This is a genomic window from Neotamlana nanhaiensis (genome assembly GCF_000943555.1).
GTDB lineage: Bacteria > Bacteroidota > Bacteroidia > Flavobacteriales > Flavobacteriaceae > Neotamlana > Neotamlana nanhaiensis.
Window position 1 is genome coordinate 289,970 of the sequence record NZ_JTDV01000001.1, and the last position, 14,238, is coordinate 304,207.

The window sequence follows — 14,238 nt, forward strand, 5'->3', positions numbered from 1 at the left end:
CTTTTTTTTTAAAATTCAATATTTACACCAAACGTATATGTACGTGCGCGTGGGTAAGACCCATAATCTAATCCTGGGGTTGGATAATCTGAGCTACTGGTATCATCAACATTCACCTCTGGATCAAATCCGCTATATCCTGTAATAGTAAATGCGTTAAAAACAGAACCATATACTCTAAAACGGTTTATACCTAGTTTATTAATTAAACTTTCTGGTAAAGTATACCCTAATGTTACTGTATTTAATCTTAAATACGAACCATCTTCAACTCCAAATGTTGTATTTATACTACTTTCTGGGTAAGGTAAAAATGTTGATGCATTTTCGTTAAGTGCATCTAATTGAGCTGGCTCAACAACTTTAGTTAATTGCCCATCAACTATATCGTAAATTTTGTAGTGTCCAGATAATTCATCGAATCTATTTCTAAATAAACCAGATTCTTTGTTTCCTAAATAAGCTTCAACATGTGTTGCATTGTAAATATCGTTACCCACACTGTAAGTAAAGTTTAAACCAAAATCGAAAGCCTTATAGTTACCTGTTAGGTTAAAACCACCAGTAAAATCTGGGTTTGTATCGCCAATTACTTGTAAATCTAAATCGTCGATAACACCATCGTTATTAGTATCTTTTACTTTTTGCACACCTGGATAAGCTGTTTGGTCTCCTGGTTTATTGCTAAACGTTCCATAAACATTAGGAAGCAAACCACTTGCATAATCGGCTACACCATCTTTAAGTGTATAGGTTTGTGTATTGGCATCGTAGTTAAAATCGTCGGTAGTATACCAACCATCATAAACCCAACCCCTAATTAAACCTACTGGTTTTCCTTCTTCTAAAATATAATCTCCGTTTGTTGGAGAATGGCGAACACCTCCCCATCCAGAATTGTAAACATTATTTATTCCTTCGGATAACTTATCTACATTTCCTCTGTTAAAGTTTATATTAAAACTTGCTTGTAAATTAAAATCTTGCGAATTGTAAATATCGCCATTTAACGAAATTTCAAGACCTGTATTGCTGGTTTGACCAACGTTTCTTAGCTGACGAGAAAACCCTGTAATTTCGGAAAGCGAAGTATCGACTAACAATAAATCTTTAACCGAATTTTTATAAAATTCGATAGTACCAGATAATTTACTATTAAACATTGTAAAATCTAACCCAATATTTCTTGTAATGGTAGTTTCCCAAGTTAAATCTGGATTTGCTAATAAATCTGAAGAAGGCGTGTATAACGGTTGTAATACTTCGTTAATAGAAAATGTACCTAATGAAGGGGCATATAAATTAACAAATGCATTTGAAGGAATTCTGTCGTTACCTACAGAACCGTAAGAAATACGTAATTTTAAATCGTTTAACCAATTCGCACTAGAGGCAAAACTTTCTTCTGAAATACGCCATGCAACAGCTGCTGCTGGAAAGTACCCCCAACGCTTACTCGGTGCAAATTTTGAAGAACCATCGGCTCGAAATGTTCCTGTAAACATGTATTTGTCTTTAAAAGCATAATTTACACGACCGAAGTACGAATTCCAGCGTGACGGTGCATCGATAGATGAGGCTAATGCATAAAATTGCTGTTCGGCCACTAAATAACTATCTATATTTGCCCAAGCACGCTCTGCATCAAAAGACGAAGGATAACGTTGACCACCAACAGCTATTCCTTCAGAACCTCCATCAATTACTTCGGTACCTGCTAATAAATTTAGAGCATGATTATCCCCTAAACCTTGTACTTGATAATTTAAAGTATTGGTCCAAATCATTCTCCAAGATTCGGTAGAAGATATTGCTGCATTACCACCATAAATAGCATTTCCATCTCCATCGAGGTAATTATTAACTATAGCTCCAGCCCACTGTTTGTTTCTATTCCAACCAGCCGTGATACTTAAGCTTGTTTTTGCAGTTAAACCTTCAATAATTTCCCAAGCTAACGAACCGTTGGCTACTAATTCTCTTTCAACTTTTTCTGAATCTGTATCATACAATTGAGACACCGGATTAAAAGTATCAGACAGCACATAGTCGTAATCTCCTAATTGTGTATTACTTGTAACATCGGCATCACCTAAAATATCGGCAGAACCAATTGGGCGGAAATAATAAGCCGTTGAGTTTCCATCGTTATTTCCTTCAGATTCTTGAGAAAAACGTGTGTTTAAGTTAAAATCTAACTTTTCACCTAGTTTTTGATCGAGCTTTAACTGCAAATTGGTTCGTTTATAAAACGAGCGTACTTTATTACCTTCTTGATCAATATGGTTTAACGATAAAAGATATTTTGTTTTATCGGTTCCGCTAGAAATATTAAAGTTGTGATTATGCGTAAAAGCGTTATTATAAAGTTCTTTTGTAAAATCTCTGCTTGATACATTTTTGTAATAGTCTATACCCTGCGAATTACTTCCTTCGGCATCTCCAATTAACCATAAACGTTCCCAAGCATCTCTATACTGTGCACCAATAGCATCGGCGTAAGCCCAGTTATACGCAATATAGTCGTAACCATTCATCACTGGAATATATTTTGAATCTGGTATTACACTAAATTGAGTGTAACCATCATAGGTTACTTTGGTTTTTCCTACCGAACCACCTTTAGTGGTTACAATAATAACACCATTAGCACCACGAGCACCATATATAGCTGTAGATGCAGCATCTTTTAATACATCAATGCTTTGAATTTGACTTCCAGGAATATTAGAAATGGTATTTACTTGAAAACCATCTACAATATATAATGGGTCGTTACTTTGCGAAACAGATCCACCTCCACGAACACGAATTCTAACATCGGCACCTGGGCGACCATCTTGAGTGGTAATATTTACACCTGGTAATTTCCCTTGTAGTGCTTGCGTTGCATCTGGCACAGGTACTGCTGCCAATTTTTCTCCAGAAACAGAAGCTACCGAACCTGTTAAATCGCGTCTTGTAGTACTACCATATCCTATTACTACCACCTCGTCTAACACGCCAGCTTCTTCGGCTAAAGTAATATTTAATACCGAGTTATTTCCTACTGTTAGTTCTTGAGTTTTATAACCTAAATAGCTAAAAACTAATACGTCAGAAGCATTTGCTTTTATGGTGTATTCACCATCAAAATCGGTTGTAGTACCAGTTGAACTATTTTTTATAATAATTGAAACTCCAGGTAAGGGCACTCCTGCCTCGTCTTTAACAATACCTGAAACATTTGAAGTGTTTTGTGCATGCATAGGCATATACAACAGCACAATAATAAAAGCCAACAGGCTTTTAAAATTCATTTTTGTTATCATATTTACTTATTTAGTTAGTTTAAATTGTTGGTTTTTTAGTTGTTTAAAGGTTTAAATTTTCATAAGCACGTAAGTTTAGAGTTAATAATTTCTGTCAAAACATTTAAATAGGTAGGGTTTAGTGGTAAATAATGCTACCTTTATAATCAATCTTCAACCAAGATATTTTAAATGTAATCGATTACAATATTACAACTTAATGTTGTTTTAACAAATTATTTAGTAGTCTTTTTATTAAAAAAAAAATTATAGTCAATATTTCTTAATTTTTTATAATTAAAAAATCCTAACAAAACATTTCATTAAATTCTTCCTACTTAAATTAGTAAAAACTTGAAAAATCTCAAAAACGCAGCTTAAATCTATCCTAAATTCAATTTTAAAAAATATCCTATATTAGCCTACACAAAACTATTTAAGATGATTAAAGGATATAATCCTGAAGATAAAATATTTCTAGCTGTAGACTGTATTATTTTTGGTTTTGATGATGAAGACCTTAAAGTACTCCTAATTCAACGCGATTTTGAACCAGAAAAAGGTAATTGGTCTCTAATGGGAGGTTTTTTAAAACAGGAGGAGAACCTTGATGATGCTGCTACACGCATTTTATATCGATTAACAGGTATGCATGATATTTATATGGAGCAACTTTACGCTTTTAGCGAAGTTGATAGAGATCCTGTAGCACGTACCATTTCAACAGCCTATTATGCCATAATAAACATTGAAAAACATAATGAAGAGCTTATTGAAAATTACAACGCAAAATGGTTTAGTTTAAAGGAAGTACCCGATTTAATTTTCGATCATAATGCTATGCTCGATAAAGCCATACGGCGCTTACGCAGAAGAACCTCGATTAACCCTATTGGTTTCGAACTTTTACCCGAAAAATTCACAATGCGTCAACTACAAAAATTATATGAAGCCATTTTAGATAAAAAGCTAGATAAACGTAACTTTATAAATAAAATAAACTCAATGGATATTCTTATTAAATTGGAAGAAAAAGACATGAGTTCGTCAACAAAAGGATCGTTTTTACATACTTTCGACCAAGAAAAATACGATAATAAAAAAACAAACAACTTCTATTTGAAGTTATAAGTTAATTTCTTTGCGATTTCGCTGCTAACATCGCTTTAGTTACCACAGTTCTAAATCCTACGTGATCTGATCCAGAATCGAAACTAAACCCCATTTTAGCTGAAATTCTAAAACTTGCGCAATAAGAAGCATGGCATAAAAAAGAGCCTCCTTTTATTATATATTCTGTTTGATACGGATTGAAAGGATTAAAACTTTTAGCTGCGCCTTTAGGATTAATTATTGGTTTAGAAACGTCTAAAGTTTTGTAATAACCTTCATTATATAAATCGCTAGTTAACTCCCAAACATTACCCAACATATCATAAATACCAATACTGTTAGGTTCATACGATTTTATAGGAGCTATAAAGGCGAATCCGTCTTTAGATTCATTTTTAACAGGAAAAACACCTTGCCAAGTATTGGCTCTACTATTTAAATCTTTTGGATTATCGCCCCAAGTATAAATCTGGTTAGTGCGTGTTCCTTGGGCAGCAGCTTCCCACTCCGCTTCGGTTGGTAAGCGCCGATTCGCCCATTTACAATAAGCTAAAGCATCCTTAAACGCCACATGAACAACCGGATAAGCATCTTTACCATCAATATTAGATTCTGGACCTTCTGGGTGTTTCCAATTGGCTCCAATTTTCCATATCCACCATTGCGAATAATCTCCCATAGTGGCCACTTTATTTATATTTTTATTGAAAATTAAACTACCTGGTTGCAATAGAGAATCATGCGGTTTTTGAATACCTAGCGGTAAACTTTTTTTCATTACTTCCCAATCAATTGGGCGTTCTGCAACGGTTTTATAACCAGTAGCTTCAACAAAAACATTAAACTGCGCATTAGTAACTTCGGTTTCATCTATATAAAAACCATCAACTGTAACTTTATGCCCTGGTTTTTCTCTTTCCATGGCATAAAAATCGTTAGCCTTTGCTCCTTGAATAAAAGTTTTATTCGCTACCCAAATCATTCCTTTTGGAGCCATGACCTTATTTAAATCTGTACTGTCTGATTCCCTGCTTATATTTTTACAGGCAGTAACCAATAACAAACTACAAATAAGGACTAAACTTCGGGTTAACATTATAAATTACTGTTTTTATTTAAAAATTAATACAACTAATTTTATTTTCACTAAAATATCTCGAAACAAAAAAGCCTCAACAAAACTGTTAAGGCTTTTTGTGATCGCGACAGGATTCGAACCTGTGACCGTCTGCTTAGAAGGCAGATGCTCTATCCAGCTGAGCTACGCGACCTAATATATATAATTTAATTTTCCGGTGCGCAAATATAGAATTAACTACAAATCTAACCAAAAGAATTTCTTAATAAATTTAAAAAACCAATAGTCAACAACTTTAACACAAAGTAAATAAGACTTTTAACACTAAAAAAAATTGATTTTTTTTAGTTAAAAGTTTATTTCTAAAAATTTTAATACTCTTCAATAAACCGCTATTTTTGGCAGTCAGTAATTAAATTCCAGTACTCAACTTAATTAAAATGAATAAAACATTAGTTAATGATGTAAACCAAAATTTCATCGACACCCATAAAACCAATCCTTTACTAATTTTTTCACCAGGTAGAATAAACATTATTGGCGAACATACCGATTATAACGATGGCTTCGTGTTTCCTGCCGCTGTAGATAAAGGTATAGCTGCTGCCATACAAAAAAGCGCTAACGGTAAATCTTCGGCGCATGCATTGGATTTTGATAGCAAAACCGAATTCGACATTAATAATTTAGCGCCACTCGAAGAAGGCCGTTGGGAAAATTACGTGTTTGGTGTTGTTGCCGAAATTCAGAAAAAAGGACTTAAAGTTGATAATTTCAATATGATGTTTAAGGGCAATATTCCGGCTGGAGCAGGTATGTCGTCGTCTGCAGCTCTAGAAAACAGTGTGGTTTTTGGACTTAATGAGTTATTCAATTTAGGATTAAGCAAACACGATATGATTTTAATTTCGCAACTAGCCGAACATAATTATGTAGGCGTTAAATGTGGGATTATGGATCAATACGCCAGTATGTTTGGTATAAAAGACAATGCGTTACTGCTTGATTGTCGAACTGTTGAATCGAAACCTTATAAAATCGATTTTAAAGATCACCAACTACTTTTAATAAACACGAATGTAAAACACAGTTTATCTGATAGCGCTTATAACGACAGGCGTTCGGCATGCGAAAGCATTTCAGAAATGCTTGATATTACTGCTTTACGCGATGCTGTTGAAAGCGATTTAGATAAAATAAAAGATAAAGTTACACCCGAAAATTTCCAAAAAGCCTTATTCGTTATTCAAGAAAATGAGCGTGCTGTAAAAGCATCAAAAGCAATTGAAACTAACGATTTACAAACTTTAGGCGAACTTATTTATGGATCTCACGATGGACTATCGAATCAATATAAAGTAAGCTGCGACGAGCTAGATTTTCTTGTAAAACACGCTAAAACCAATCCGCAAGTTCTAGGAGCAAGAATGATGGGTGGTGGCTTTGGCGGTTGCACCATTAATTTGGTAGCTAAAGATGAAGCTAAAAATTTCGCCGAAACAGCATCAAAAGCATACAAAAATGAGTTCAACAAAGACTGTTCGGTTTACTTCGTCGAACTTTCTGAAGGCACTCACATTGTAAAATAACCTATTAAAACTAAAATGAATAATACCGATTTACAAGATTACTCTCATAAACGCTTAAATATATTAACTAACGAATGGGTTTTAGTCTCGCCACACCGCGCTAAACGACCATGGCAAGGACAAAACGAAACCGTTAACAACGAAACAAGACCAACTTACGACGAAAACTGTTATTTGTGTGCGGGAAACACCAGAATTAATGGTGAAAAAAATCCTGATTACAAGGATGTGTACGTGTTTACCAACGATTTCGCAGCGTTACAAAGCAACACCAAATCGTTTGAAGTTAATGATGGTTTATTAGTAGCACAAAGCGAAACAGGCATTTGCAAAGTGGTTTGTTTTAGTCCAGACCACTCCAAAAGTTTAGCCGATATGTCTGCCAACGATATTAAACAAGTAGTAAAAACGTGGCAAAACGAATACAAAACACTCGGAGATAATCCTGAAATTAATTACGTTCAAATATTTGAAAACAAAGGTGCGGTTATGGGCTGCAGTAATCCGCATCCACACGGACAAATATGGAGTCAGTCTAACTTACCAAACGAAGTTGACAAGAAGAACAAAACCCAATTAGCGTATTACAGCAATAAAAAATCTAGCCTTTTAGGCGATTATTTAAAACAAGAAATAGATTTACAAGAGCGCATTATTTTTGAAAACGACGCCTTTGTAGTTTTGGTTCCATTTTGGGCAATTTGGCCTTTTGAAACCATGATTGTGCCTAAAAAGCATCAAAAAAACATTCTTGAAATGAATGATGATGAAGCCTTTTTATATGCTGAAGCCATTTCGGTTATAACAAAAGCTTACGATAAGTTATTTAATACTTCGTTCCCCTACTCTAGCGGAATTCATCAAGCACCAACAAATAGTGAAAATAATGAACATTGGCATTGGCACATGAGTTTTTATCCGCCACTTTTAAGAAGTGCAACCGTTAAAAAATTTATGGTAGGTTACGAAATGTTTGGTACACCACAACGTGATATTACAGGTGAAACGGCAGTAAAAATGCTAAAAGCATTACTTTAATATAACTTTTAGCTGTAAAACACACTATTTCGTAACACTAAAAGTTATATTTTTAGTCAACCAAATGTTATCATCAATGAAACGCTATTTTTACTTTATACTAACCCTTGGTTTTCTTTTACTTTGGAGCTCTTGCCGTAAGGATTTTGAATTCACTTCAAGCACAGGAACGCTTCAATTTTCAAAAGACACCGTGTATTTAGACACTGTTTTTACAAACATTGGTTCAAGCACTTATAACCTAAAAGTGTATAATAAAAGTGATGATGATATTTTAATTCCATCGGTTAAATTAGCTTTAGGTAATGCTTCAAATTATAGACTGAATGTCGATGGTATTTCAGGTAAATCATTCGAAAATGTGGAGCTTTTAGCCAAAGATAGTCTGTTCATTTTTATTGAAACCACTATTGATTATAACGATTTTAGTAACTCCGAAACATCCTTTTTATACACCGATCAAATTGAATTCGATGGTGGCGCAAATCTTCAAAAAGTAGAACTTGTCACCTTAGTTCAAGATGCTATTTTCATTTATCCTGATAGAGATAACACGACGAAAGTTGTAGAAACCTTATCGTTAAATATTGGTGGTGAAATTGTAGAAACCGAACTTCAAGGGCGTGAATTAAAACCTGAAGAACTCACATTTAGCAACGAAAAACCTTATGTAGTCTACGGTTTTGCAGTGGTTCCAGAAAACGAAACACTAACTATTGATGCTGGTGCTCGCGTTCATTTTCATGCCGATTCAGGCATTATTGTTTCAAACGGCGCATCAATTAATGTTAACGGCGCATTCAGTACCAATCAAGAATTACTTGAAAACGAAGTTATTTTTGAAGGCGACCGCTTAGAACCAAATTTCGAAGACATTCCAGGTCAATGGGGAACCATTTGGTTGCTAGATGGTAGTGTAAACAATTCCATTAATTATTTAACTATAAAAAATGCGACCATTGGTATTTTAAGCGATGGCAACCCAAATGAATCTGATAACAAACTGAACATTTCAAATTCTCAAATTTACAACTCAAGTGCTTTTGGTATTTTTGGTAGAAACACCTCCATTTCAGGAGAAAATGTAGTGATAAACAATTCTGGACAATCCTCATTTGCAGGAACTATTGGCGGTAAATATAATTTTACACATTCGACGCTAGTTAATTATTGGAATAATGGCTTTAGACAATATCCTGCTGTTTTACTAAATAATTTCATTTTAGATGAAGAAAACAACGCCACATTAGCCAGTTTAACCGAAGCCAATTTTAACAACTGTATTATTTACGGTAATGATAATATTGAGTTTCAACTTGAAGAAATTGAAGACGATGCGGTCGATTTTAACTTTAAATTCACCAATTGTTTTATTCGTTTTAGAGATACCAACAACAATTTTACAGGTGATAATTACGATTTTGATAATGCTGAGCGTTACGAGAATATTCTTTTTAATAAAGAACCAGATTTCAAGGATACCGAAACCAATCAATTTATTATAGGTGAAAATTCTGAAGCCATAAATCAAGGGTCAGCCCTATTTGCAAATCAAGTACCACTCGATATATTAAATAATAATAGAACGACTTCACCAGATTTGGGTGCTTATCAGCATACTACTTTTACCGAAGATGACTAAAATTTAGTGCAAATACGTATTGTTTTAATACAACATATTTTATAACTTTTGGACTATCAATTAAACCAGATAAGTCATGCCCACCATAAAATATATTAAACATAATACTGCAAAAGTTTACAAAAACAGCAGCGAAAACAAAATACTTTTAGAAGCCTTATGGGGCGATCGCGTTGAAATTATAGACAACACACCAATTAATGGTCGCTTAAAAGTTCATGTGCGTTGGGCAAATTACGCTTATATAAAAATTGAAGATTTAGGCGACGAACCATTGCTTGAACTTTATTTTATTGATGTTGGCCAAGGTGATGGCGTTTTAATTGTAACTCCAGAACGCAAACATATTTTAATAGATGGCGGTTACAAACGCTCCAAACAACCACACGGTAAAAGTGCTGCCGATTTTGTAGATTGGAAATTCAAAAAAGATTACCGACAAAACACCATCGAACTCGATGCCATGATTTGCTCGCATTGTGATGCCGACCATTACGGCGGATTGTGGGATTTACTAAACCCTGATGAGCGCGAACAAAAAGAACTCGACACCAAAGCCACTAATATTGACACATTTTATCATGCAGGCGTATCTTGGTTTAAAACCGAAGAAAAATCGCGATTTCTTGGAAAGGAAGAAGATGGTAAACTACACGATTTGCTTACCGGAAAAACCTCTATAAAAAATGCATTACGTAAAAATGCAGATTTAAAATTACAAGGCGAATGGGCTGAATTTTTAAAATGCATTATCGCTTCAAATTGTAAAGTAAAACGATTAGCGCACAATCCTAATGCTAATTTTGATTATTTAGATGGTTTTGAAGCCGATAAATCTACATCCATAAAAGTTTTAGGGCCCATTGAAACTAAAGTTAATGGCAAACCAACACTTAAAGATTTAGGCTCTTACAGCAAAAACACCAACGGAAATTCGGTGTTACTTCGAGTAGATTATGGTAGATCTCGCATTTTATTAACGGGCGATTTAAATAAGAAAAGTCAGCGATACATTTTAGAATCGCTTTCCGGAAATTTAATAGAACTCGCCGCCGATGTTGTAAAATCCTGCCACCATGGTAGCGACGACTGTTCGTATGAGTTTCTACAGTATGTAAATGCCGCCGCAACAATTATTTCTTCTGGCGACGACGAAACGCACGCACATCCAAGACCAAATATCGTGGCAGCTTCAGGAGCAACTGGTTTCAAAAAAATTGAAAATGACGAAATGGTAACTCCATTAATTTACAGCACCGAAATTTCAAGAAGTTATCGAATTGGTGATCCTTACGAAGTAAATTCAAAAAACTATCCAACCTCAAACGGCGATATTGATGTGGTTTTAACCAACGAAGCTAAAACAAACATTCGTTACAAACACGGTAAATCTGGCGCTTTAAATCCTTCCGATAGGGTAAAAACCATGAATCGTTTAAAAGTAGTTGACGGCATTGTTTACGGATTGGTGAACGTTCGTACTGATGGCGAAAAAATACTTTGTGCAACATTAAATGAAGGCAAAAGTAAATGGGAATATAAAACGTTTGCTTCTAGATTTTGATATTGAAAAAAGTTCTATAAGCAAAAAATTCTCAATTCTAACAACTTACACCCATGCATTGATCAGAATCTATATCAAGAATAAAATTTTTGACTTCAATCCTGTTCTTAATTTATCCGGTCAAAGCGAGATACTCTAACGGACACAAAATTGTTAATAACTTGCATTTTGAAGTGTTGCGTATGTTTTAATAAAATTTACTTTCGCTCCCGCAAAAATTTAAAAACTTTGTATATTCACATTGCTTAAATACTATAAAAAAAATGTCAAGTAATCGTAACAATTACAAAATTGCCGTTATTCAATTAAACTTAAATAACACTCCAGAAAATAATCTGGAAAAATGCATAAAATGGGTAAAAGACGCTGCCAAACAAGGTGCTGAAGTTATATCCTTACCAGAACTTTATAGCAGTCATTATTTTTGCCAGAGCGAAGATGTCGATAATTTCGCTTTCGCGGAACCATTGTACAGCACGTCGTTTAATGCATTTAGCGCCTTAGCAAAAGAATTAGGTGTGGTGATTATTGTTCCGTTTTTCGAAAAACGAATGGCTGGCGTGTACCACAACAGTGCTTACATTATTGACACTGATGGTTCTGAAGCTGGTTTATACCGCAAAATGCACATTCCAGACGATCCGCATTTTTACGAGAAATTTTACTTTACTCCTGGCGACATAGGCTTTAAGTCCTTCCCTACCAAAAAAGGAAATGTAGGGACATTAATCTGTTGGGATCAATGGTATCCTGAAGCAGCACGATTAACAGCGTTACAAGGCGCCGAGGTATTATTTTATCCAACAGCAATTGGATGGCATCCGCAAGAAAAAGAAGAATTTGGCACCAACCAACAAGGTGCTTGGATGAACGTGATGCGTGGTCATGCCGTAGCTAACGGTATTTATGTGGCTGCTGCAAACCGCATCGGTTTAGAAAAATATTTACCAGAAACTAATGGAATTGAGTTTTGGGGTTCTTCGTTTATCGCCGGTCCGCAAGGTGAAATTTTGGCGCAAGCATCCGTAGATCAAGAAGAAATTTTAATTGCTGAAGTCGATTTAAGTCTACAAGAAAACGTACGCCAAAACTGGCCATTTTTACGCGACAGACGTATTGATAAATACGGTGACATCACTAAACGTGTAATTGACTAATGCAAAGCGAGAACTGGATATTTCCTGCAGAATGGGAAAAACAAGAAGGCATTTTATTATGTTTTCCGCATAACGGTAACGATTGGCCAGGGAAATACGAAGCCATTCAATGGGCTTTTGTAGAATTCATTAAAAAAGTGGCTACCGTTGAAACTGTTTTTTTAATTGTCGCTGATGATAAACTAAAAACTAAGGTTACTGGCATGCTGGAAACAGCTCACGTTAATATAAAAAATGTGACGTTTATTATCCATAAAACCAACCGAAGTTGGATGCGCGATTCGGGGCCAATAATTGTAAAGAATGGTAAGCAACGTAAAGCCATCAACTTCAATTTTAATGGTTGGGCTAAATACAAGAATTACCGTTTAGATAAGGGCGTTCCTGCGAAAGTAGCTGAAACTTTAAATATGCCTATTGAGCAAGCTAAAATAAACGGAAAACCTTTTGTTTTAGAAGGCGGTGCTATTGATGTAAACGGAAAAGGTACGCTCATAACTTCGGAAGAATGTTTGCTTCATCCAACGATTCAAGTTCGTAATGCAGGCTTTACAAAAACAGATTACGAAGCTGCTTTTAATCAGTATTTAGGTGTAACCAATGTTATTTGGTTAGGCAATGGCATTATTGGCGATGATACCCACGGCCATATTGATGATTTAGCGCGTTTTGTTAACGAAAATACGATTATTACGGTTGTTGAAACCAACCAAAATGATGCGAATTACAAACCGCTACAAGACAACCTAAAGCGTTTAGAAAACGCCGTTTTAGAAGATGGCAGCAAACCAAATATTATAACCTTACCAATGCCAAAACCGCTTTGGTTTGATGGTATTACATTACCTGCAAGTTATGCGAACTTTTTAATTCTAAACAAAACGGTTTTAGTGCCCACCTTTAACGATGCTAACGATCGTGTGGCTTTAAACACTATTGCCAATTGTTTCCCGAAACACGAAATTATTGGTATTTCTGCCATCGATTTTATTTGGGGTTTTGGCTCGTTGCATTGTTTGAGTCAGCAGATTCCTTTGTAGAAAAATACAAAGCAATAAAACTTTCGAGCTTATTGCTTTGTTTAAAACTTTTCAAAAAAGCTATTTTTCTTTGTCCTTTGGTTGGTACATTATAATAACTTGTACAACAACAGCTAAAAATATTAAAAAGTAAATCTCTATATGAGTGAAAAGTTCAACTGTATCTACCGCGCGTTTGCTTATAGACATTTGACGCCGACCTTCATCAATTTGTATTTTAGATAAATCATTCAGATTCTCCTTTAAACCAGAAATATGTTTAAGCATATCAACATTATTAGACTTTTCTGTCTTTACAAAAGACTTTTCAGAAGCTATTAAGAGTTTTACATTTTCCTTTAAGTTTCCAAAAACCTCAGCCTCATCTTTAGTTAATTTAGTTTTATCAAATCTTAGAACTAAAGTGGTTAAATGATCATTTATAGTTTCATTTCGATATTTAAAAAAAGTAGAATCAGACACTAAAACCGCTAACTCCTTTTCTTGGATAGATTTTAGCATTTCAAAAATTAAATCTTTAGCGATAAGTCTATCTTCATATATGGTTTCTACAGAATCACGAACTCGAACAAAATTATTTTTGTCTATTAAATTAGTTGTTATTATTAAAACAAAAACAATTAGTATTCCAAGAATCCATTTAATCTTATTGTAAAATGTCATATAAATTTAAAGTTTAGTGATCAGCGATTAATTGTAAAGATACAAAATCGGAAAAGGAAAAAAT

10 protein-coding genes and 1 tRNA gene are annotated in these 14,238 nt (G+C 34.5%); 7 read left to right on the top strand and 4 right to left on the bottom strand.

Going from position 1 to position 14,238, the window contains the following annotated elements; genetic code table 11:
• Positions 1-8: 8 nt before the first annotated feature.
• Entirely contained in the window at positions 9-3,299 is a 3,291-nt protein-coding gene (locus PK35_RS01065) for a SusC/RagA family TonB-linked outer membrane protein (protein ID WP_157841047.1), read from the bottom strand.
• A 432-nt stretch (positions 3,300-3,731) separates the two neighbouring features.
• Here PK35_RS01065 and PK35_RS01070 point away from each other — a divergent pair, with 432 nt between their 5' ends.
• On the top strand, positions 3,732-4,421 hold the full coding sequence (locus PK35_RS01070; RefSeq protein WP_044624803.1) for an NUDIX hydrolase: 690 nt from the start codon (positions 3,732-3,734) through the stop codon (positions 4,419-4,421).
• A 1-nt stretch (position 4,422) separates the two neighbouring features.
• Here the strand turns inward: PK35_RS01070 and PK35_RS01075 are convergent, their stop codons facing one another.
• Both PK35_RS01075 and PK35_RS01080 read right to left on the bottom strand, forming a co-directional pair.
• On the bottom strand, positions 4,423-5,400 hold the full coding sequence (locus PK35_RS01075) for a formylglycine-generating enzyme family protein (RefSeq protein WP_238320848.1): 978 nt from the start codon (positions 5,398-5,400) through the stop codon (positions 4,423-4,425).
• Positions 5,401-5,600: 200 nt separating this feature from the next.
• A tRNA-Arg gene (locus tag PK35_RS01080) sits at positions 5,601-5,674 on the bottom strand.
• 247 nt (positions 5,675-5,921) lie between these two features.
• Here PK35_RS01080 and galK point away from each other — a divergent pair.
• From galK to PK35_RS01110, 6 genes are all read left to right on the top strand, one after another.
• On the top strand, positions 5,922-7,070 hold the full coding sequence (gene galK / locus PK35_RS01085; protein ID WP_044624805.1) for a galactokinase: 1,149 nt from the start codon (positions 5,922-5,924) through the stop codon (positions 7,068-7,070).
• A 15-nt stretch (positions 7,071-7,085) separates the two neighbouring features.
• Positions 7,086-8,108 carry a UDP-glucose--hexose-1-phosphate uridylyltransferase gene (locus PK35_RS01090; protein WP_044624806.1) on the top strand — a complete coding sequence of 341 codons (1,023 nt, stop codon included), beginning with the start codon at positions 7,086-7,088 and terminating at the stop codon, positions 8,106-8,108.
• 76 nt (positions 8,109-8,184) lie between these two features.
• Positions 8,185-9,750 (top strand): hypothetical protein, encoded by a 1,566-nt coding sequence (locus PK35_RS01095; RefSeq protein ID WP_044624807.1) that lies wholly within the window; start codon positions 8,185-8,187, stop codon positions 9,748-9,750.
• 76 nt (positions 9,751-9,826) lie between these two features.
• Positions 9,827-11,314 carry a ComEC/Rec2 family competence protein gene (locus PK35_RS01100; RefSeq protein ID WP_044624808.1) on the top strand — a complete coding sequence of 496 codons (1,488 nt, stop codon included), beginning with the start codon at positions 9,827-9,829 and terminating at the stop codon, positions 11,312-11,314.
• A gap of 263 nt (positions 11,315-11,577) precedes the next feature.
• Positions 11,578-12,471, top strand: coding sequence for a carbon-nitrogen hydrolase (locus PK35_RS01105; protein ID WP_044624809.1), 894 nt, complete (start codon positions 11,578-11,580; stop codon positions 12,469-12,471).
• Positions 12,471-13,511, top strand: a complete 1,041-nt coding sequence (locus tag PK35_RS01110; protein ID WP_044624810.1) for an agmatine deiminase family protein — start codon at positions 12,471-12,473, stop codon at positions 13,509-13,511. The genes PK35_RS01105 and PK35_RS01110 overlap by 1 nt, the downstream gene beginning before the upstream one ends.
• A 60-nt stretch (positions 13,512-13,571) precedes the next feature.
• Here PK35_RS01110 and PK35_RS01115 read toward each other — a convergent pair whose 3' ends face one another.
• A complete protein-coding gene (locus PK35_RS01115; protein WP_044624811.1) occupies positions 13,572-14,174 on the bottom strand; it encodes an MCP four helix bundle domain-containing protein in 603 nt (200 codons plus the stop codon).
• Between the last annotated feature and the right edge of the window lie 64 nt (positions 14,175-14,238).

Excerpts from the sequence above, each read along its gene's own strand:
- PK35_RS01065 (WP_157841047.1), bottom strand. The coding sequence starts at position 3,299 with ATGAATTTTAAAAGCCTGTTGGCTTTTATTATTGTGCTGTTGTATATG.
- PK35_RS01070 (WP_044624803.1), top strand. The coding sequence starts at position 3,732 with ATGATTAAAGGATATAATCCTGAAGATAAAATATTTCTAGCTGTAGAC.
- PK35_RS01075 (WP_238320848.1), bottom strand. The coding sequence starts at position 5,400 with ATGGCTCCAAAAGGAATGATTTGGGTAGCGAATAAAACTTTTATTCAA.
- galK (WP_044624805.1), top strand. The coding sequence starts at position 5,922 with ATGAATAAAACATTAGTTAATGATGTAAACCAAAATTTCATCGACACC.
- PK35_RS01090 (WP_044624806.1), top strand. The coding sequence starts at position 7,086 with ATGAATAATACCGATTTACAAGATTACTCTCATAAACGCTTAAATATA.
- PK35_RS01095 (WP_044624807.1), top strand. The coding sequence starts at position 8,185 with ATGAAACGCTATTTTTACTTTATACTAACCCTTGGTTTTCTTTTACTT.
- PK35_RS01100 (WP_044624808.1), top strand. The coding sequence starts at position 9,827 with ATGCCCACCATAAAATATATTAAACATAATACTGCAAAAGTTTACAAA.
- PK35_RS01105 (WP_044624809.1), top strand. The coding sequence starts at position 11,578 with ATGTCAAGTAATCGTAACAATTACAAAATTGCCGTTATTCAATTAAAC.
- PK35_RS01110 (WP_044624810.1), top strand. The coding sequence starts at position 12,471 with ATGCAAAGCGAGAACTGGATATTTCCTGCAGAATGGGAAAAACAAGAA.
- PK35_RS01115 (WP_044624811.1), bottom strand. The coding sequence starts at position 14,174 with ATGACATTTTACAATAAGATTAAATGGATTCTTGGAATACTAATTGTT.